This window comes from Caulobacter sp. FWC26 (genome assembly GCF_002742645.2).
Classification (GTDB): Bacteria; Pseudomonadota; Alphaproteobacteria; order Caulobacterales; family Caulobacteraceae; genus Caulobacter.
This window is the reverse complement of the sequence record NZ_CP033875.1, coordinates 2,614,008-2,633,084: the sequence shown is the minus strand read 5'-3', so window position 1 is coordinate 2,633,084 and position 19,077 is coordinate 2,614,008. Positions and strand designations below refer to the sequence as shown.

At 64.5% G+C, this 19,077-nt stretch carries 21 protein-coding genes; 17 read left to right on the top strand and 4 right to left on the bottom strand.

Going from position 1 to position 19,077, the window contains the following annotated elements; all coding sequences use genetic code 11:
• Window positions 1–48 precede the first annotated feature (48 nt).
• Window positions 49–507 carry a DUF2147 domain-containing protein gene (locus tag CSW63_RS14025; RefSeq protein ID WP_082749741.1) on the bottom strand — a complete coding sequence of 153 codons (459 nt, stop codon included), beginning with the start codon at window positions 505–507 and terminating at the stop codon, window positions 49–51.
• A gap of 270 nt (window positions 508–777) precedes the next feature.
• Between CSW63_RS14025 and CSW63_RS14020 the strand changes: the two genes are divergently transcribed.
• From CSW63_RS14020 to hemA, 6 genes are all read left to right on the top strand, one after another.
• Window positions 778–1,923 (top strand): isobutyryl-CoA dehydrogenase, encoded by a 1,146-nt coding sequence (locus CSW63_RS14020; protein ID WP_168193661.1) that lies wholly within the window; start codon window positions 778–780, stop codon window positions 1,921–1,923.
• 7 nt (window positions 1,924–1,930) lie between these two features.
• The gene (locus tag CSW63_RS14015; protein ID WP_062099494.1) at window positions 1,931–2,530 is read left to right on the top strand and encodes a histidine phosphatase family protein; all 600 of its coding nucleotides are present in this window, start codon (window positions 1,931–1,933) and stop codon (window positions 2,528–2,530) included.
• 9 nt (window positions 2,531–2,539) lie between these two features.
• Window positions 2,540–3,592: an enoyl-CoA hydratase/isomerase family protein gene (locus CSW63_RS14010; RefSeq protein ID WP_062099495.1), complete on the top strand. Its 1,053-nt coding sequence runs from the start codon at window positions 2,540–2,542 to the stop codon at window positions 3,590–3,592.
• A gap of 57 nt (window positions 3,593–3,649) precedes the next feature.
• The gene (locus tag CSW63_RS14005; protein ID WP_062099496.1) at window positions 3,650–4,447 is read left to right on the top strand and encodes a class I SAM-dependent methyltransferase; all 798 of its coding nucleotides are present in this window, start codon (window positions 3,650–3,652) and stop codon (window positions 4,445–4,447) included.
• Between the two features lie 71 nt (window positions 4,448–4,518).
• Complete coding sequence (gene mmsB, locus CSW63_RS14000; RefSeq protein ID WP_062099497.1) at window positions 4,519–5,415, top strand: 3-hydroxyisobutyrate dehydrogenase; 897 nt, start codon at window positions 4,519–4,521, stop codon at window positions 5,413–5,415.
• A 175-nt stretch (window positions 5,416–5,590) separates the two neighbouring features.
• The gene (gene hemA, locus CSW63_RS13995) at window positions 5,591–6,817 is read left to right on the top strand and encodes a 5-aminolevulinate synthase (RefSeq protein ID WP_062099498.1); all 1,227 of its coding nucleotides are present in this window, start codon (window positions 5,591–5,593) and stop codon (window positions 6,815–6,817) included.
• Between the two features lie 97 nt (window positions 6,818–6,914).
• Here hemA and CSW63_RS13990 read toward each other — a convergent pair whose 3' ends face one another.
• Complete coding sequence (locus CSW63_RS13990) at window positions 6,915–7,358, bottom strand: MucR family transcriptional regulator (protein ID WP_062099527.1); 444 nt, start codon at window positions 7,356–7,358, stop codon at window positions 6,915–6,917.
• A 164-nt stretch (window positions 7,359–7,522) separates the two neighbouring features.
• Here CSW63_RS13990 and glyA point away from each other — a divergent pair, with 164 nt between their 5' ends.
• The 7 genes from glyA (at window position 7,523) to CSW63_RS13955 (ending at window position 14,231) form a co-directional block, all read left to right on the top strand.
• Complete coding sequence (glyA, locus tag CSW63_RS13985) at window positions 7,523–8,809, top strand: serine hydroxymethyltransferase (RefSeq protein ID WP_062099499.1); 1,287 nt, start codon at window positions 7,523–7,525, stop codon at window positions 8,807–8,809.
• Between the two features lie 32 nt (window positions 8,810–8,841).
• A complete protein-coding gene (gene nrdR / locus CSW63_RS13980) occupies window positions 8,842–9,315 on the top strand; it encodes a transcriptional regulator NrdR (protein WP_062099500.1) in 474 nt (157 codons plus the stop codon).
• Window positions 9,316–9,380: 65 nt separating this feature from the next.
• A complete protein-coding gene (locus CSW63_RS13975; protein WP_062099501.1) occupies window positions 9,381–9,845 on the top strand; it encodes a 6,7-dimethyl-8-ribityllumazine synthase in 465 nt (154 codons plus the stop codon).
• Complete coding sequence (gene nusB / locus CSW63_RS13970; RefSeq protein WP_062099502.1) at window positions 9,842–10,291, top strand: transcription antitermination factor NusB; 450 nt, start codon at window positions 9,842–9,844, stop codon at window positions 10,289–10,291. The genes CSW63_RS13975 and nusB overlap by 4 nt, the downstream gene beginning before the upstream one ends.
• Window positions 10,251–11,309 (top strand): thiamine-phosphate kinase, encoded by a 1,059-nt coding sequence (thiL, locus tag CSW63_RS13965; RefSeq protein WP_062099503.1) that lies wholly within the window; start codon window positions 10,251–10,253, stop codon window positions 11,307–11,309. The genes nusB and thiL overlap by 41 nt, the downstream gene beginning before the upstream one ends.
• 36 nt (window positions 11,310–11,345) lie before the next feature.
• Window positions 11,346–11,843, top strand: a complete 498-nt coding sequence (locus CSW63_RS13960; RefSeq protein ID WP_062099504.1) for a hypothetical protein — start codon at window positions 11,346–11,348, stop codon at window positions 11,841–11,843.
• 249 nt (window positions 11,844–12,092) lie between these two features.
• Window positions 12,093–14,231, top strand: a complete 2,139-nt coding sequence (locus tag CSW63_RS13955) for a sodium-translocating pyrophosphatase (protein WP_062099505.1) — start codon at window positions 12,093–12,095, stop codon at window positions 14,229–14,231.
• Between the two features lie 92 nt (window positions 14,232–14,323).
• Here CSW63_RS13955 and CSW63_RS13950 read toward each other — a convergent pair whose 3' ends face one another.
• Window positions 14,324–14,863 carry a response regulator gene (locus tag CSW63_RS13950; protein ID WP_168193660.1) on the bottom strand — a complete coding sequence of 180 codons (540 nt, stop codon included), beginning with the start codon at window positions 14,861–14,863 and terminating at the stop codon, window positions 14,324–14,326.
• Window positions 14,864–15,166: 303 nt separating this feature from the next.
• Entirely contained in the window at window positions 15,167–15,649 is a 483-nt protein-coding gene (locus tag CSW63_RS13945; protein ID WP_062099507.1) for an outer membrane protein assembly factor BamE, read from the bottom strand.
• Window positions 15,650–15,770: 121 nt separating this feature from the next.
• Between CSW63_RS13945 and CSW63_RS13940 the strand changes: the two genes are divergently transcribed.
• The 4 genes from CSW63_RS13940 to CSW63_RS13925 all read left to right on the top strand — a co-directional run bounded on the left by CSW63_RS13940 (window position 15,771) and on the right by CSW63_RS13925 (window position 19,057).
• Window positions 15,771–16,301, top strand: coding sequence for a ubiquinol-cytochrome C chaperone family protein (locus tag CSW63_RS13940; protein ID WP_062099508.1), 531 nt, complete (start codon window positions 15,771–15,773; stop codon window positions 16,299–16,301).
• A complete protein-coding gene (locus CSW63_RS13935) occupies window positions 16,286–16,825 on the top strand; it encodes a DUF177 domain-containing protein (protein ID WP_062099509.1) in 540 nt (179 codons plus the stop codon). The genes CSW63_RS13940 and CSW63_RS13935 overlap by 16 nt, the downstream gene beginning before the upstream one ends.
• Before the next feature lie 175 nt (window positions 16,826–17,000).
• Window positions 17,001–18,083 (top strand): phosphate acyltransferase PlsX, encoded by a 1,083-nt coding sequence (gene plsX, locus CSW63_RS13930; protein WP_082749742.1) that lies wholly within the window; start codon window positions 17,001–17,003, stop codon window positions 18,081–18,083.
• Window positions 18,080–19,057: a beta-ketoacyl-ACP synthase III gene (locus CSW63_RS13925; RefSeq protein WP_062099511.1), complete on the top strand. Its 978-nt coding sequence runs from the start codon at window positions 18,080–18,082 to the stop codon at window positions 19,055–19,057. The genes plsX and CSW63_RS13925 overlap by 4 nt, the downstream gene beginning before the upstream one ends.
• Window positions 19,058–19,077 lie beyond the last annotated feature (20 nt).

Genomic DNA, 19,077 nt, shown 5'->3' with positions numbered 1-19,077 from the left:
GTTTTGCGCTGAATCAAGCACGTTCGCGAGGCTAGGGCTTGAAGCGCCCTACGGCGCGGCCCGCGAAGCCAACAGCGACGATCCGTCCAGACGCGTCCAGACCTGCGATTTGCAAAGCAGGTTGCCAAGCACGCAGCCCTTGGCGCGCATGGTCTTGGCGTCGAGCACGTCGGCGGTGCCGACAAGGGTGACGCGCAGTGTAGGGACCCAGACCCGGCCTTTGAGCGAGCCGTTGTCCTGCGCCTCGAAGTCGCGAAGCAGTTGCTTGCCGATCAGGGTGTCGGCTCCGGCCTTTCGCGCATCGGCCTCGGCCTTGGCGCTGGCCCAGACCACCACGCCACAGGTCGCCGCGCCGCAGCTCTTTATCTCGAGATGGACCGTATTCTTCGGATTACGCCAAACGCCATAGCTGCGCGTGATGTCGCCGCCCGCATGAGCGGGCGCGGCGAACGCGGCCATGGCCAGGGCCGCAGTCAAGGCAGCCATAAGGGTTTTCACGAAACGCATCACGGTCAGAGCAATAAACTAGCTTCTAGGATTGAGGACGCCATCCCCGGAGCAGGGCATTTGGAGCGAAAGACCATGGTTATCAAGGGGGTGCGCCCCAACAGGCGATTCACACCGTGTAACGGAGGATTTCAGGCCACACCGGCGTCGGGCGCCTCGCGCGTTTCCGCGATAGGCTAAGGTGGCGGGCCGCATGATTGACACCGCGCGCTTGGCGCGGCACGTCAGCCGTCAAAGAGGCGAGGGCGGTTCTGCCCCGAACGGGAGGAAGTGCGCATGGATTTCGCGCTGAACGAGGATCAAGTCGCAATCCAGGATGCCGCCCGCGCTTTTGCCGAGGGACAGCTTGCCCCCAATTCGGCCGCTTGGGATGAAAAGAAGCACTTTCCAGTCGATATCCTGCGCGATGCAGCCGGGCTTGGCTTTGCGGGCATCTATGTGAACGAGGATGTCGGCGGTTCAGGGCTGTCGCGTCTCGACGCCTCGATCATCTTCGAAGCGCTCAGCTATGGCGACGTGCCTGTGGCCGCCTACCTGACCATCCACAACATGGCGTCGTGGATGATCGACCGCTTTGGATCTGACGATCTGCGTCAGCGCTATTTGCCGCGCCTGACCACCATGGAGCTGATTGCCAGCTATTGCCTCACCGAACCGGGCTCGGGCTCGGATGCGGCCAACATGCGTACGACCGCCAAGCTGGAAGGCGACCACTATGTCCTCAACGGCGGCAAGGCCTTCATCTCCGGCGGCGGCGTCTCGGACATCTATGTCGTCATGGCGCGGACGGGCGGTGAGGGCGCCAAGGGCGTCTCGGCCTTCGTGGTCGAGAAGGGAACGCCCGGCCTCAGCTTCGGCGCCAACGAGCGCAAGATGGGCTGGAACGCCCAGCCGACCGCGCAGGTGAACTTCGACAACTGTCGGGTGCCGGTTGCAAACCGTATCGGCCAGGAAGGTGAGGGGTTCCGCTTCGCGATGATGGGCCTGGATGGCGGCCGGCTGAACATCGCCTCGTGCTCGCTGGGCGGCGCCCAGTTCGCGCTCGACACCGCCAAAGCCTATCTTGAGACCCGCAACCAGTTCGGACGGCCGCTCAAGAATTTCCAGGCCCTGCAGTTCAAGCTGGCCGATATGGCCACCGAACTGGAGGCCGCCCGCCTGATGGTGCGCCGCGCCGCCCATGCGCTGGACAGCAAGCACCCTGAGGCGACGAAGCTCTGCGCCATGGCCAAGCGGTTCGCCACCGACGCCGGCTTCCAGGTCGCCAATGACGCCTTGCAGCTGCACGGCGGCTACGGCTACCTCCAGGACTATCCGCTCGAGCGCATTGTCCGCGACCTTCGGGTGCACCAGATCCTGGAAGGGACCAACGAGATCATGCGCGTCATCATCGCCCGCGAGATGTTCCGCCAGTGAGCGCCGCATGATTTATCTCTGCCGCCACGGTCAGACCTTCCACAATCGCGAGGGGCGGCTTCAAGGTCGGATGGAGTCGGACCTGACGCCGCTAGGCCTTCTGCAGGCCCGGGCCATGGGGGCGTTGCTGTACGATCTCATCCGCAGAGACCCGCCCGCGCCGTGGCGGCTGGTCGCCAGCCCGCTGCGCCGGGCGCGGCACACCGCCGAAGCGATCGGCGCTCGGCTGGGACTTACCGTCGATCTCGACGAGCGTCTGGTCGAGATCGATGTCGGCGAATGGTCGGGTCGGTTGCGCGACGAGGTGCATGGCGAGAACCCGCACCTTGTGGGGGATGACGCCTGGGGATTCTACGCGCCGGGCGGCGAGACCTATGAGGCCATGAGCACGCGTCTGACGGCCTGGCTGCAAGAGCAGGCCGCAGAACATGAACGGCGCCTGATCGTCGTCAGCCACGGTGTCGCCGGCCGGCTGCTGCGCGGCGCCTATGCCAGTCTATCGCGCGAGGAGACCCTGAGGCTCGACATTCCCCAGGATGCTGTTTTCCGGCTCTCGAACGGCCAGATAGATCGCTTCGATTGTGAATCCGTGGCCGAACCGGTTTAGGACTTGGAAATGACCGACGAACCCGAAGTCCTAATCCGCGTCGATAAGAACGTCGGGCGGATCACCCTCAATCGGCCCAAGGCGCTGCACGCCCTGACGCTGGGCATGTGCGAAACTATGATCGGCGCCTTGCTGGAATGGCGCGAGGATCCCGAAATCTACATGGTCCTCATCGACCACGCCGGCGAACGCGGCTTCTGCGCCGGCGGCGATATCCGGATGCTTGCGGAAAGTGGGGCCAAGGACGGCGTCGAGGCGCGCCGATTCTTCCACACCGAGTATCGGCTGAACCACCTGCTGTTCACCTACGACATCCCGGTTGTCGCTGTCATGGACGGCGTCGTGATGGGCGGAGGTGTGGGCATTTCGATGCCGGCGCATATCCGCATCGCCACCGAGCGGACCACTTTCGCCATGCCCGAGACGGGCATCGGTTTGTTCCCCGACGTGGGCGGCGGCTGGTACCTGCCGCGCCTGCCGGGCAAGGCGGGGCTTTGGCTGGCCCTGACCGGCGCGCGGATCAAGGGCGCGGACTGCATGCGCCTTGGGATCGCCACCCACTTCGTCGAGTTCGGCGCGGTCGAGGGCCTGAAGAAGGCGATCGTCGCCGACCCGCGCCGGATCGACGAGACTCTCCGCAAATACCGCTCGGACGCCGGCAAGGCCTCGCTGTTGGGCTTCGAACAGGATTTGAACCGGCTGTTCGTGGGCGAAAGCGTTGAGGAAATCTTCGAGTTCCTGACCCTCGACTCCAGCGACTGGGGCAAGGCGCAGTTGGAGGTCATGAAGACCAAGTCGCCCCAGACCCTGAAGGTCGCGTTCGAACAGCTCAAGCGCGGCGCGGCGATGGAAGACTTCGCCGACAACATGGCCATGGAGTACCGCATCGGCTCCCGCGTGGTGATGAAGCACGACTTCATCGAGGGCGTGCGGGCCGTAATCGTCGACAAGGACAACGCGCCGCGCTGGTCGCCCGCTCGCATCGAGGACGTCACCGATGCGGCCCTTGCCGAAATCTTCGCGCCGTTGCCGGCCGATGAGGAATGGACACCGCTGACGTAGCGGATGTCGTGCGCTAACCTGTCGGCAAGAAGAACACGTCGGTTCGGAAGGAACGCCATGCGTAAGCCGCTTCTAAGTCTCGTCGCCGTGCTGGGGCTCGCCGCCTGCGCCACCGAGCCGATGATGGGGCCGCCACCACCTCCGCCGTCAGGGCCGGTTGCGATCGCTGTGCCCGCCAATATCGCGGCTGCGCTGAGCGACCCGTCGCGTCCTGCGGCCGACATGGTTCGCGACAAGGATCGCCACCCGGGCGAGATCCTTGCGTTCGCCGGCGTGAAGAGCGGCGCGAAGGTCGCGGACTTGATCCCCGGCGGCGGCTACTTCACGCGGATTTTCGCCAAGGCGGTCGGTCCCAAGGGCAAGGTCTACGCCTATGTCCCCGATGAACTCACCAAGCTCGCCAAGCGCGAACCGGCGGTCAACGCCATCGCGCGTGACCCTGCCTATTCCAACGTTCAGGTAATCTTGAACACGTTGCCCAACTTCGGCGCGCCCGAGAAGCTGGACCTTGTCTTCACCGCTCAGAACTACCACGACATGCACAACAAGTTCATGGGCCCCGCTGACCTCGGCGTCGTAAATCGGCAGGTCTTCCGCGCGCTGAAGCCGGGCGGCGTCTATCTGGTCCTGGACCATGTCGCCGACGCAGGATCGGGTCTGCGGGACACCGAAACCCTCCATCGGATCGATCCCGCGGTGGTCAAGGCAGAGGTTACGGCCGCCGGCTTCATCTTCGAGGGCGAGACGCGCGTGCTTCGCAACCCGGCTGATCCCCGCGCTGCAAACGTCTATGACGCCGGCATTCGCGGGAAGACCGACCAGTTCGTCTACAAGTTCCGCAAGCCTGCGCGCTGAGAAACGTCGAACAGGACCAACGATAAGAGCCGCGCCCATGAGGCGCGGTTCGCTTTTGCAGGGAGCACCAGATGACGCGTATCGCCTTTATCGGCCTCGGCAACATGGGCGGCGGCATGGCCGCCAATCAGGCCAAGGCCCAGCACCAGGTCCGCGCTTTCGATCTCTCAGCGGCTGCGGTCCAGCGGGCCGTAAGCGCAGGCTGCCAAGCGGCCGCATCGGTCGCTGAGGCGGTCGCCGAGGCTGAGGTCGTCATCACCATGCTTCCCGCGGGGCCGCATGTCCGCGCGGTCTATGGCGAGCAAATCCTGAAACATGCGCCGAAGTCCGCCCTGCTGATCGATTGTTCGACCATCGACGTGGACAGCGCCCGCCAGGTGGCGGGCCAGGCGACGGAGGCGGGCTTCCGCTTTGCTGACGCGCCCGTGTCGGGGGGAGTCATGGCGGCCGAGGCGGGGACGCTGGCCTTTATGGTCGGCTGCGCGCTGCGTGATTTCGCCGCAGTCGAAGTCGCGCTTGCGCCGATGTCGCGCATCACCATCCATGCCGGCGACCATGGCGCGGGGCAGGCGGCCAAGATCTGCAACAATATGCTGCTTGGCGTTTCGATGCTCGGGACCTGCGAAGCCTTTGCCCTGGCCGAAAAGCTGGGCCTGGCCGCCGACCGATTCTTCGAGATCGCCAGCAAGTCTTCGGGCCAATGCTGGTCGCTCACGTCCTATTGTCCGGCGCCGGGCGTGGGGCCGCAGACGCCCGCAGATCGCGGCTATGAGGGCGGTTTCGCCTCGGCGATGATGCTGAAGGACCTCAAGCTGGCGCAGGAAGCTGCGGCCAAGGCCGGGGCCTCGACGCCCATGGGAGCGCAGGCCGAAGCCCTGTACGCGCTGTTCGACGCCAACGGCTTCGGCCACAAGGATTTCTCGGCGATCATCGCGTTACTGCGCGGAAGGCTGGCCGATCTTCATTGAATCGGCCAAGAGGCGCTGCTGTGGGGTGGGTATCGAGCAGTTCGATAGGAGCTATCTGACCTTTCGATTTGCTAGGTAAACGCCCTTAGATAGACACTGCGGGCGACAGGTGCGAAAAGCCAAGCCTGGACTTAGGGGATCGCCAGCTCAACGGGGCGGCGGTTTAGAGATCGACATGGACTACAAAGCCGCGTTCCGCAGCGCCGTCGCTCAGATCCGCGAAGAGGGTCGCTACCGGGTGTTCGCCGACCTGAAGCGACAGCGCGGCCAGTTTCCGCGCGCGACCTGGACGCGTCAGGACGGCTCGGAACAGGAAGTCGTGGTCTGGTGCAGCAACGACTATCTCGGTCAGGGCCAAAACCCGGTCGTGCTGGAGGCCATGAAGGCCGCCGTCGACGAGCACGGATCGGGCTCTGGCGGTACGCGCAACATTTCGGGCACCAACCACGACCACGTCCTGCTGGAGCAGGAACTGGCGGATTTACATGGCAAGGAAGCCGGTCTGCTGTTCACGTCTGGCTATGTCTCGAACGAGGCGACGCTGTCGGTGGTGCAGAAGATCCTGCCGGGTCTCATTATCTTCTCGGACGAACTTAACCACGCCTCGATGATCGCCGGCATCCGCAACGGCGGCGGTCCGCGCAAGGTCTTCAAGCACAACGATTTGGCGCATCTGGAACAACTGCTGGCTGAAGCGCCGGCCGATGCGCCCAAGATGATCGCCTTCGAGAGCGTCTATTCGATGGACGGCGACATCGCCGACCTAGCCGGCACCGTGGCGCTGGCCAAGAAGTATGGCGCGATGACCTATCTAGACGAGGTGCACGCGGTCGGCATGTACGGCCCGCGCGGCGGCGGCGTCGCCGAGCGCGATGGCCTGATGGGCGAGATCGACATCATCGAAGGTACGCTGGGCAAGGCGTTCGGCGTGATGGGCGGCTATATCACGGGCGACGCCGAGGTGATCGACGCCATCCGTCTGATGGCCTCGGGCTTCATCTTCACGACATCCTTGCCGCCGGCCCTGACGGCGGGCGCTCTGGCGAGCGTGCGCTGGCTGAAGCAGCACCCGGAAGTGCGCGAAATCCATCAGGAGCGCGCCGCGACCCTGAAGGCTATGTTCAAGGCCGCTGGTCTGCCGGTGATGGACAGCGTCAGCCACATCGTCCCGGTGTTGGTCGGCGACCCTGTTCACTGCAAGATGATCAGCGACATGCTGCTGGCCGATTTCGGCGTCTATGTTCAGCCGATCAACTATCCGACCGTTCCGCGCGGCACTGAACGCCTGCGCTTTACGCCTACGCCGTTCCATACCGACGACATGATGCGCAAGCTGGTGGCGGCGATGGAAAAGCTCTGGGCCCACTGCAACGTCGCCCGTATGGGCGGTTACGCGGCCTAAGGGGAAAACGCGCACCTTCAGCTTCGGACGCCGCCAGTATCTGCGAGACGAAGAACGCCGCCGGAAGCCGGCGGCGTTCATTTGTTTGCCTGGCGGATCAGCTGCCGCGCCGCACGCCCTTGCCGAGTCCGATCTGCTTGGCGAAGTCCGAGCGGCGCGCCGCATAGGCTGGAGCGACCATCGGATAGTCCGGCGGCAAGCCCCATTTGCGGCGATAGTCCTCGGGGCTCATGTCATAGTGCGAGCGCAGATAGCGCTTCAGCATCTTCAGCCTTTTGCCGTCCTCCAGGCAGACGATGTAGTCGTGCTGCACCGAGCGGCTTACCGGCACCGCAGGCTTGGCCTTTTCGGCGGGGCGGGGGGCTTCGTCGCCGTTCTTGAGGCTGGAAAGCGCTGCGTGGACGGTTCTGATCAGCTCTGGAATCGCCGACTGAGAGACGGTGTTCTGGCCGACATAGGCGGCGACGATCTCCGCGCTGAGCCCAAGGATGTCGACGTCGTCGGTGATCGCTCCTGTACTTCCGCCGCCCTGAGACGCCATCAGATTCCCCATTTTCGTTGTTGTCGTACGAACTCACGCAGGGGGCAGACGCGCCCTGCGGGTCGTAAACGCGCGACATCCCGTGTGGTTCCGAGATTGATCGCCGCGCCTATCCCGTTAAAGAAGGCGCCTCTGCCGACTCCCCGCAACGCCAGGAGAGCGTGATGACCCAAACCGACCTCAACGCCTTTTTCGGCGCGGACCTCGCCAAAGCGGACCGCGACATTTTCGATCGGATCGGTCGGGAGCTGGGTCGCCAGCAGAACCAGATCGAGCTCATCGCCTCGGAGAACATTGTCTCCAAGGCCGTGCTGGAGGCTCAGGGCTCGATCCTGACCAACAAGTACGCCGAGGGTTATCCAGGCAAGCGCTATTATGGCGGCTGCGAGTATGTTGACGAGATCGAAACGATCGCCATCGAGCGCGCCAAGGCGTTGTTCGGAGCGGCCTTCGCCAACGTTCAGCCCCACTCCGGCTCACAGGCCAACCAAGCCGTGTTCATGGCCCTGTTGCAACCTGGCGATACGTTCCTCGGCATGGACCTCGCCGCCGGCGGCCATTTGACGCACGGCAGCCCGGCCAACCAGTCGGGCAAGTGGTTCAAGCCGATCTCCTACACCGTCCGTCAGCAGGATCAGTTGATCGACTATGACGGTGTGGCCGAGGTCGCACAGCGCGAGAAACCCAAGCTCATCATCGCCGGCGGCAGCGCCTATAGCCGTGAGATCGACTTCGCGAAGTTTCGCGAGATCGCCGACTCGATCGGCGCCTATCTGATGGTCGACATGGCCCACTACGCCGGGCTGATCGCGGGCGGCGCCTACGCCAACCCGATCCCGCACGCGCACGTCGTCACCACCACCACGCACAAAACGCTGCGCGGCCCGCGCGGCGGCATGGTGCTGACCAACGACGAAGCGATCATCAAGAAGGTCAATTCGGCTGTGTTCCCTGGCCTGCAGGGCGGTCCGCTGGAGCACGTCATCGCCGCCAAGGCCGTGGCGTTCGGCGAGGCGCTGCAGCCGGCGTTCAAGGCTTATGCGCATCAGGTCGTCGCCAATGCGCGCGCGCTGTCCGAAGCCCTGTTGAAGTCCGGCGTGAACATCGTCTCGGGCGGCACCGACAGCCACCTGATGCTGGTCGACCTGCGTCCCAAGGGCGTGACGGGCCGTGACGCCGAGCACAGCCTCGAGCGGGCCTATATGACCTGCAACAAGAACGGGGTGCCCTTCGACACTGCGCCGTTCACCATCACCTCGGGCATTCGCCTGGGCACGCCGGCGGGAACCACGCGCGGCTTCAAGGAAGCCGAGTTCACGCGCGTGGGCGAACTGATCGGCGAGGTGGTCAACGGTCTGTCGGCCAATGGCCCCGACGGCAACGCCGAAGTCGAGGCCAAGGTGCGCGAGGAAGTGCTGGCCTTGACGGCTCGCTTCCCGATCTACAACTAATAGCGGGATAGCGCCGCGGAGGGGGCTAGATCATGCGGTGCCCGTTCTGCGGCCATGCCGAAAGCCAGGTCAAGGATAGCCGCCCGTCGGAAGACGGCGCGGCTATCCGTCGCCGCCGGATGTGCCCGGAATGCGGCGGCCGTTTCACGACGTTCGAGCGTGTGCAGCTCCGCGAGCTCATCATCGTCAAGCGTTCTGGGCGACGCTCGCCGTTCGATCGCGACAAGTTGGTCCGTTCCGTCGGGCTGGCTACTCAGAAGCGGCCGGTGGATCCCGAGCGGGTCGAGCGGATGATCAACGGCATCGTTCGACAGCTCGAAAGCATGGGCGAGACCGAACTTCCGTCTTCGACGGTTGGGGAAATGGTCATGAAGGCGTTGAAATCGCTCGATGACGTGGCCTATGTCCGTTACGCGTCCGTTTACCGGGATTTCAAGGAAACCAGCGACTTCGCCAAGTTCCTCACCGAGGAAGGTCTGAGCGACGGCGGCGAAGAAGAGCCATAGTCCGTTAATCCTGATGTGTGTTTGTAGGATCGCGCGGCGCGCGCGGCCGTGGAGAATTGAGCTAGATGGTTGAAGACAACATCCGCCTGCTGATCGTGGAGGGCCGAAGCCATTCGGGGATCTCCGACGAACTGCTGCGCGGAGCAACACAGGCCATTGAGGCGCAAGGCGCCGAATACGATGTCATCACCGTGTCCAGCGCGTTGCAGATCCCGACCGTGATCGCCATGGCGGAGGACGCCGGTCACCGTCCCGTAGGCGTTCGCTACGACGGCTATGTGGCGCTCGGCGCCGTGATCCGTGGCGAGACCTACCATTTCGAGCTGGTCGCCAACGAGACTGCGCGCGGCCTGCAGGACCTGGGCGTCGCCAAGCGTCTGGCGATCGGGTTTGGAGTTCTGACCGTCGATGACGAAGCCCAGGCCTGGGCTCGGGCTCGGCTTAGTGAAGGTGATCGGGGCGGCGCGGCCGCCAAGGCTTGTCTGGAGACCATCGCGCTGAAGCGTCAGCTGCTGGGGCAGGCCCGATGAGCGGTAACCGAATCCAACCGCGCTCGGTGGCCCGTCTGGCTGCTGTGCAAGCTCTGTACCAGATGGAAGTGTCGGGCGCGGGCGTCGACTCCGTGATCCGCGAGTTCGGCGAGCATCGCTTCGATCGTGATGTCGAAGGCGAGCAGTTGGCCGCCGCCGACGAAACCTTCTTCGCCGACCTGGCGCGCGGTGTGGTGGCCAACCAGGCCAAGATCGACCAGGGCATCGTCAAGCGCCTGGCCTCTGGCTGGCGGTTGGAGCGACTGGACGCCACGGCGCGCGCGGTGCTTCGGGCCGGCGCCTTTGAGTTGATGTACCGCTCGGACGTTCCGACCGAAGTGGTCATCAATGAATATGTTGAGATCGCGAAATCCTTTTTTGAGGGTCCTGAGTCAGGCTTCATCAATGGCGCCCTCGACGCGATCGCCCGTGATGCACGAGACTGACGAAGAAGACTGGTTCGCTGAAGACGACGCGGCGGTCGCCACGGCGGCGCCGGCGACTGAATTTGACCATATCGAGCGCCTGCTGCGCCCGTTGACCCGCGGCGACCCGGTGGCGCTTGACCTGCTGGACGACGCCGCCGTTTTGCCGTCGCGGCCCGGCTACGATCTTGTCGTGACAAAGGACGCCATGGTGGCCGGCGTCCACTTCCTTGCGGAAGAGGCGCTGGACGTGGTCGCGCGCAAGCTGCTCCGCACCAATCTCTCCGATCTCGCCGCGAAAGCCGCTGAGCCCTACGGTTACTTCCTCGCCGTGGGTTGGCCGTCTGGTTCGGACGTCACCTCGCGGGAGACCTTCGCGCGCGGCTTGGCCGAGGACGGCGCGCTGTTCGACATCTCGCTGCTGGGCGGGGATACGGTGACGACTTCTGGTCCCCTCGTGGTCTCGGCCACGCTTCTGGGCTGGGTTCCGGAAGGTGAAGCGATCCTGCGTCGCGGCGCCAAGCCGGGAGATCGTCTGATGGTCTCAGGCACGATCGGAGATGGTTGGCTCGGTTTGCTGGCTCAGTGGGGCGAGGTCCTGGACGCCGACGGCGCCATGCTTCGCCGGTACCGCCAGCCGGAGCCGCGCGTGACGCTGCGGGAGGCGATGCGAACCCACGCCAAGGCCGCCGCCGATGTTTCCGACGGTCTCCTGGCCGACAGCAGCCATATCGCCAAGGCCAGCGGCTGTCGGGTGAGGGTCGACTTAGAGCGCTTGCCGCTGTCGCCCGGCGCTCAAGCCTGGCTGGAGCAGCAGCCCGAGCAGGTCGAGGGGCGGATTTCGCTGGCGTCGGGCGGTGACGACTATGAAATCGTCTGTGCGGTTGACCCGAACGAAGCCTGGGCGTTCCGCGTCGCAGCCGCCGCTGCGGGAGTGAAGGTCAGCGAGATCGGCGAGTTCGTGGAAGGCGAGGGGGTCTCAGCCTACTACAAGGGTCGTGATGTCACGCCCTCACGCCTGGGTTGGCTTCACGGTTAGGCTAATTTCAAGGCCTTTGGCTTAATGGCGTAAGCCATGATCGCTCGCACCTCGCTCTCGCGCCGCTTCCTGGTCGCCGCCGTGTTCGGCGTCGTCGTCCTGTCCTCGGTCTCGGCGCCGGCCATGGCCTCCGAGAAGAAGGAAGGCGGCGAGCAGGCTTTGGACCCGACATACAAGCTGGGATCGATGACGATCCCGATCATCGCCAATGGCCGGATCGTCAACTACGTCTTCGTGGCGATGAACCTCAAGCTGGCGTCCGGCGCGGATGCTTCCTCCTTCAAAGACAAGGAGCCCGCCCTGCGCGACGCTATCGTTCGCGCGGCCTATAAGACGCCGTTCACGCGCGCCGATACCTGGAAGGAAGTCGATGGGGACCGCCTGAAGACCTTCGTCCTTAGCCAGTGCTCGGCGCTCTTCGGCAAGGGCAAGGTGGCGTCCGTCGAGATCGTCAAGCAAATCCCCCGGCAGCAGTTGATGCCGCCCAAGGCGGGCGCCGTACGGCCTGCCGAAACCGAGTCGCCGCGTCCCTAATTTCTGCTCCATAGCGGCGCTTTGTGCGTCCAAAGGCTTGCGCCGACACGGGTTGCGCGCCTCCCGGCCATCTGACAGTCTCATCCGGATGACGCCGTTATCGGCGTCATATTTCAGGGAGCATCGAGGGGATACGAGGCCATAAGGCCCGCCCGTCGATCCGGGTGGCGGCTTTGACATGCGTCATTCCGTCTGCGCCCGGACCGGCGTCCCCTCGTGATTGAGAAACGCGAAGGGGCGAAGAACCTAATGAGTGTTTGGCTTTATCTGGCCATCGGGGCCGGGCTTCTGGCGGTGCTATATGGCGCTGTGCAGACGGCTAGTCTGATGCGGGCTTCGGCTGGCAACGCACGTATGCAGGAGATCGCCGCGGCGATCCAAGAAGGGGCTCAGGCCTATCTGAACCGCCAGTATACGACCATCGGGATCGTTGGCGTGGTGGTGATCGCCGCTCTGGCGTTCTTCTTCAAATCTTGGGAACAGCCCGTGGGCTTCGCGCTCGGCGCCACGCTCTCGGGAGCGGCGGGCTTTGCCGGGATGCTGATCTCGGTGCGCGCCAATGTGCGGACCGCGCAAGCCTCTTCCGAGAGCCTGGCGAAGGGTCTTTCGATGGCCTTCACCTCCGGCGCTGTGACCGGCATGCTGGTGGCTGGCTTCGCGCTGTTGGGCGTGGCGGGCTACTATTACGTGCTGCTCGCGACGGGTCATGACGCCACCGGCCGTGTGGTCGTCGACTCGCTCGTCTCGCTGGGCTTCGGCGCCTCGCTGATCTCGATCTTCGCGCGTCTGGGCGGTGGCATCTTCACCAAGGGCGCCGACGTGGGCGGCGATCTGGTGGGCAAGGTCGAGGCGGGCATTCCCGAAGATGATCCGCGTAACGCAGCGACGATCGCCGATAACGTGGGCGACAACGTCGGCGACTGCGCCGGCATGGCCGCCGACCTGTTCGAGACCTACGCCGTGACCACCGTCGCGACGATGGTTCTGGCGGCGATCTTCTTCCGCGGGACCGAGGCCGTCAGCGCGATGATGCTGCTGCCGCTGGCGATCTGCGCGGTCTGCATTGTCACCTCGATCATCGGCGCCTTCTTTGTTCGTCTGGGCAAGAGCCAGAACATCATGGGCGCTCTGTATCAGGGCCTGATCGTCACCGGCGTCCTGTCGATCCCGGCCGTGTGGTATGTGATCCACCAACTGGTTCCGACCGCTGTCGAGGTCGGTGGCCGCTCGTACACCGCCGACGCGCTGTTCTATTGCGGTCTGGCCGGTCTGGTCGTCACCGCCGCCATCGTTATGATCACCGAGTACTATACCGGCACGGGCTTCCGACCGGTGAAGTCGGTGGCTCAGGCCTCGGTGTCCGGTCACGGCACGAACGTGATCCAGGGCCTGGCCATGTCGCTGGAGTCCACGGCCCTGCCGGCCCTGACGATCATCGTCGGCATCGTGGTGACCTATAACCTGGCGGGCCTGTTCGGTATCGCTATCGCCACCACGACCATGCTGTCGCTTGCCGGCTTCATCGTCGCGTTGGACGCCTTTGGCCCGGTCACCGACAACGCGGGCGGTATCGCCGAGATGGCCGGCCTACCGCCAGAGGTCCGCGTCACCACCGACGCTCTGGACGCCGTGGGCAACACCACCAAGGCCGTCACCAAGGGCTATGCGATCGGTTCGGCGGGCCTCGGCGCCCTGGTGCTGTTCGCCGCCTATACTGAAGATCTGAAGTTCTTCTCGGCGAACGCCGCGCCGGGCAGCTTCTTCGACGGCATGGGCCCGGTGACCTTCGATCTGTCGAACCCGTACGTCGTGGTCGGCCTGTTGTTCGGCGGTCTTCTGCCGTTCCTGTTCGGCGGTCTGTCGATGACCGCCGTCGGCCGGGCGGCTGAGTCTGTGGTGGCCGAGGTTCGGCGTCAGTTCCGCGAGAACCCCGGTATCATGACTGGCGAGGTGAAGCCGGAATATGGCAAGGCCGTGGACATCCTGACCAAGGCCGCGATCCGTGAAATGATCGTGCCCAGCCTGCTGCCGGTGGTCTCACCGGTCGCGCTGTTCTTCGTGATCCAAGCCATCGCCGGCAAGGTCGACGCCTTCGCGGCGCTCGGCGCCATGCTGATGGGGGTCATCGTCACCGGCCTGTTCGTCGCCATCTCGATGACCAGCGGCGGCGGCGCTTGGGACAACGCCAAGAAGGTGATCGAGGAAGGCTTCACCGACAAGAACGGCGTCTTGCACAAGAAGGGCGGTGAGACCCACAAGGCCGCCGTGACGGGCGACACCGTCGGCGATCCCTACAAGGACACGTCGGGTCCTGCCGTGAACCCGATGATCAAGATCACCAACATCGTGGCTCTGCTACTGCTGGCGGTCCTGGCCCACGGCGGCTGATCTCCCAAGGGACAGCCAGGAATGGAAACGCCCCGGAGCAAGCTCCGGGGCGTTTTTCCATTGTGGGGCGTGTCTCGAGAGCCGGACGCCGCCTAGTAGACGTCTTCCGGATTCAGTTCCTCGGCGGTCTCCGTCTCGCCTCTGGCGGCGCCTCGGCGCTCTGCGCCTTGGAAGTCGTGGTCGATGCGCCGTCGGCGGCAGGGACCGAAGTACGCGTTGACCCGGACGAACGGCCGGGGGTTGTTGATGATCTCGTTGATGCGGTGCATCACGCCGCGCGCCGTCAGCGGCTTGGCGAGGAACTCCGTCACGCCCGCCATGCGAGCTTCGTTCAAGGTGCGTCGTGTCGCGTGCCCCGTCATCATGATGATGGGTGCAAACTTGTTCGGACTGGCGTCCGCCGTGCGGACCCAATGGATGAACCATAGGCCATCGCCAGGCTTCATCATGAGATCGGTGAAAATGATGTCGATCTCATGGGCCTGAAAGATCTTCACGCCCTCGACGCCGTTGTTGGCCTCGTAAATGCGGCGCACGCCGGCGGCCTTCAGGATCGCGCCGACCACCCTGCGCATGTTCACGTTGTCGTCGACCAAAAGGATCGAGACGTCGCGAAAATCCATCCCCTCCACGGTGCGCCTCCCCCTCCGGGCGTGAACCTGCGCCATGAAACCTTGGGCGCGACAATTCGAAGCATCCTATGATCGAGTTGATAGAGTGTTTCGCTCAAGGTTGCTTTCGGCTGACAAGATAGCGAATCCGACCGCTGAAGTAGAAGAACGCTGGGTGACTGACCTGATGCGCATGGATAGTCCGTGTCGACGCGGACGGCGCATCCTGGGCGCAAGACGTCAAAGTATCCTCGCGGGACATACAGAAAAGCCGCCCATCGAGGGATGGGCGGCCCGTTCCAACGGCTCGATGATCGGTCTTGGCTAGCGATTGCCGGGGCGTTGGCCCGGCGCGGTGTCGTCCTGAGGCAGCATGCCGCCCCGACCGACGTTGCCCAGCAGTTGCTCGAGAATGGTCATCTCGCGACCGCGGGTCGGGGTCTCACGGCCGTTGTAGGCGATGACCTTGCCGTCCTGCAGCGTGTAGGTGTTCACCGAGGCGACCTTTTCGTCGGCCGGGTTGAACTTGATCGCCACGACATCGCGCTTGATGACGCGCGGCATATAGAACGCTACGCGGTCGGTGGTCTGGGAGATGTAGTACCAGGTGTTGTTGTCGAAGGTCGACACCGCCGACGGCGAGCCGAGCTTCTCCATCAGGGTGGACTTGCTGTCCTCGCCAACCTTCATCTCCGCCGGCTTGGCCTCGATGGCCTGGAAACCGGAGTAGCTGGTCAGCGGCGTACACGCCGAGGAAGCAAGGGCCAGCGCCAGAACGGCGGCGGCGAAAACGGCGGGGCGAGACATCAAGGCTCCGAACCGGAAAAATGCAGACTTTGACCTATCGCCCGCGCGGGCTTAGTTCAATGCCCGCGTGAAGACGGACTCCGCGCATAGCGGGATGTCGCGGCGAAATCGAGGCGTTTGAATGTTTCTGGACAGATGGCTCAAGCCCAGACCCGCCAAGGTGGCGGGCGGCAAGCTCTATGCGTCCGCGGTCGGGCAGGCTCGATCGGCGATCTTCTACCGCGACCACGGCGTGCGCGACTCGATGGAAGGGCGCTTCGAGCTGTTCAGCCTGCACGTGATCCTTCTGATCGAACGCTTGAAGGGACAGGGTGACGCTGCGGCCGAAACCTCGCAGGCGGTGTTCGACGCCTATGTAAAGGGTTTGGACGATGCGTTCCGGGAGATCGGCGTGTCCGACACCTCGGTCGGAAAGAAGATGAAGAAGCTCGCGGGCGCGTTCTATGGCCGGCTGAAGGCCTATGACGACGCCATCGCCGGTCTGCCGGACAGCGCCGCGACGACCGCCTTTGTCGAGCGCACGGTGCTGGAAGAGCGGGGCGAGGGCGACGCGACGGCCCTGACGGCGTATGTCCTGAAGACCCGTGAAGCCCTGGCGGCTCAGCCGCTGGACGCCCTGCTGCAAGGAGACGTGACTTGGCCGAATCCGTGACGACAGCCTGGCCTTGCGCAATTCCGCTGGCGCAGGTGGACCGCGGCGCGGTGAGCCTTCGGCTTGAACCGTCGGCCGACCAGCGGAAGGCTATCGCCAAGCAGCTGGGCCTAGTCGGCCTTGAGGCGCTGACCGCCGAGGTCCATATGTCCTCCTGGCTGGACGGCGCCACGATCTCCGGCGTGCTTCGCGCCCGGGTCATTCAGACCTGCAGCGCGACGGCGGACGACTTTGAAACGCCGATCGACGCGCGATTCAGCCTGAAGGTTCTGCCGGCCAACAGCCAGAACGCTCCCCAGGAAGAGTTCGGGGATCTCGCCGCCGACCCGGAAGCAGATGACCCGCCCGACGTGCTGGAAGGCGAGACAATCGACGTCTCCGGCTATGTCGTTGAGCATCTGGCTCTGGAACTGGACCCGTTCCCGCGCAAGCCTGGCGCGGTGTTTGTCCAACCGCCCGAACCCACCGAAATTTCGCCCTTCGCCGCCCTGAAGACTCTCAATGTGAAGCGCGAGGAAGACTGAACAAGGCGGCCAATGCGCCTCGTTCTCGGTGGTCGGTGAAATCGTTTCGAGCGCGTCGAGAACGATCTTGTCGCGCCGACTAGGTCCGACTCGACCGCTTGCGTGATAATCACGCGGATGTATCGTCCGCCGCCTTGAGGGCGGCGCGACCGCCTGCCGGAGCTCACAGCGCCACGTGTCTCAATCCGTAGTCATCTCTGTCGACGCCATGGGCGGCGACCACGGCCCTTCCATCGTGGTGCCTGGCATCGCCCAAGCGCTCCAGGCCCTGCCGGGCGTGCGATTCCTGCTCCACGGCGACAGCGCCGCGATCGAGTCGGAGTTGGCCAAGTGCCCCGCCGCCAAGGCGGTCAGTGAGGTCCGGCACTGCGAGAAGTCGATCGGCATGGACGAAAAGCCGGCTCAGGCCATGCGTAGAGGCAAGGGCTCGAGCATGTGGAACGCCATCGAGGCGATCCGCGAGGGGCAGGCGCAAGCGTGCGTTTCGGCGGGGAATACGGGCGCCTTGATGGCGATTTCCAAGCTGATCCTGCGCATGGGGGCCGAGCTTGAGCGTCCCGCCATCGTCGCCAATTGGCCGACAATGAAGGGCGTCACCACGGTTCTGGATGTCGGCGCCAATGTTGAAAGCGACGCGGCCCAGCTCGTCGAGTTCGCCATCATGGGCGCGGCGTTCCACCATGCTGTCCATGGGGCCAAGCGTCCGACGGTCGGCCTGCTGAACGTCGGCTCCGAGGACCAGAAGGGCCACGAGGAGGTGCGCGAGGCGCATGCCATCCTGCGCGAAACCGCGCTGGATTTTGACTATCACGGCTTCGTCGAGGGCAACGATATCGCCCACGGCACGGTGGATGTCGTCGTCACCGACGGCTTCACCGGCAATGTCGCGCTGAAGACCGCAGAAGGCTTGGCGCGGTTCTTCACCAACGAGATCAAGTCGACCCTGACCTCGGGACCGCTGGCCATGCTGGGCGCCTTGATCGCTTCGGGCGCGCTCAAGAAAATGCGCCACCGTCTTGATCCCAGCCGCGTGAACGGGGCCCCGCTGCTGGGCCTGAACGGCATTGTGGTCAAGAGCCACGGAGGTGCGGACGCCAACGGCTTCGCCTCCGCCATCCGGGTGGCCACTAATCTTGCGCGGAGCGACTTCCGCGCCGAGATCGACAGGAATCTAAAGCGCTTGACCGCGAACGCGGCGACGGCTGCGCCCGCTGGCGGGCAAGGTCCTGGCGCGGACGCGCAGGGAGCGATCGAGTGAGCGTTGTAAGAAGCGTTGTAACGGGGGTGGGCGCCTATCTGCCCCCCAAGGTCGTAACCAACGACGATCTCGCCAAGTTCGTCGATACGAGCGACGCTTGGATCGTCGAACGGACTGGCATTCGTCAGCGTCACCAGGCCGCAGACGATCAGCCAGTCTCGGACATGGCGTTCGAAGCGGCCAAGGAGGCCTTGGCGGCGGCCGGCAAGACCGCCGCTGATGTCGACCTGATCATCGTGGCGACCACCACGGGCGACCTGACCTTCCCCGCGACCGCTACGATCGTCCAGCGCAAGCTGGGCGCGCCGGTCGGCGTCGCATTCGACGTCCAGGCCGTCTGCTCCGGCTTTGTCTACGCGATGAGCGTCGCGGACGGTTTTGTGGCGCGAGGCCACGCCAAGTGCGCGCTGGTGATCGGCGCCGAGGCCATGACTCGCCTGATGGATTGGAGCGATCGGGGCACCTGCGTCCTGTTCGGGGACGGCGCGGGCGCGGTCGTCCTGGAGCCGGGGCAGGGCGAAGGGACCACCGCGGATCGGGGCCTTCTCGGGTTCGCTTTGCGTGCGGATGGGACCAAGCAGGACCTGCTCTATGTCGACGGCGGGCCGTCGACGACCGGCACGGTTGGCAAGCTCCGCATGGTGGGCAATCAGGTCTTCAAGCACGCTGTCGTCAACATCTCCGAGGCCATTCGCGCGGCCGCCGAGATCGCTGGCGTCTCGATAGCCGATGTCGACTGGTTCATCCCGCACCAAGCTAATCAGCGCATCCTGCAAGGGGTCGCGCATAGGTGTGGCATCGACGAAGAGAAGGTCATCTCGACCGTGGCGATCCACGCCAATACGTCCGCCGCCTCAATCCCGCTCGCTTTCGCGCACGGGATCAAGGACGGGCGCATCAAGAAGGGCGATCTGCTGCTTCTGGAGGCCATGGGCGGCGGATTGACTTGGGGTGCTTGTGTCGTGCGGCTCTAGGAGCGTGCCTCTATAAGCCT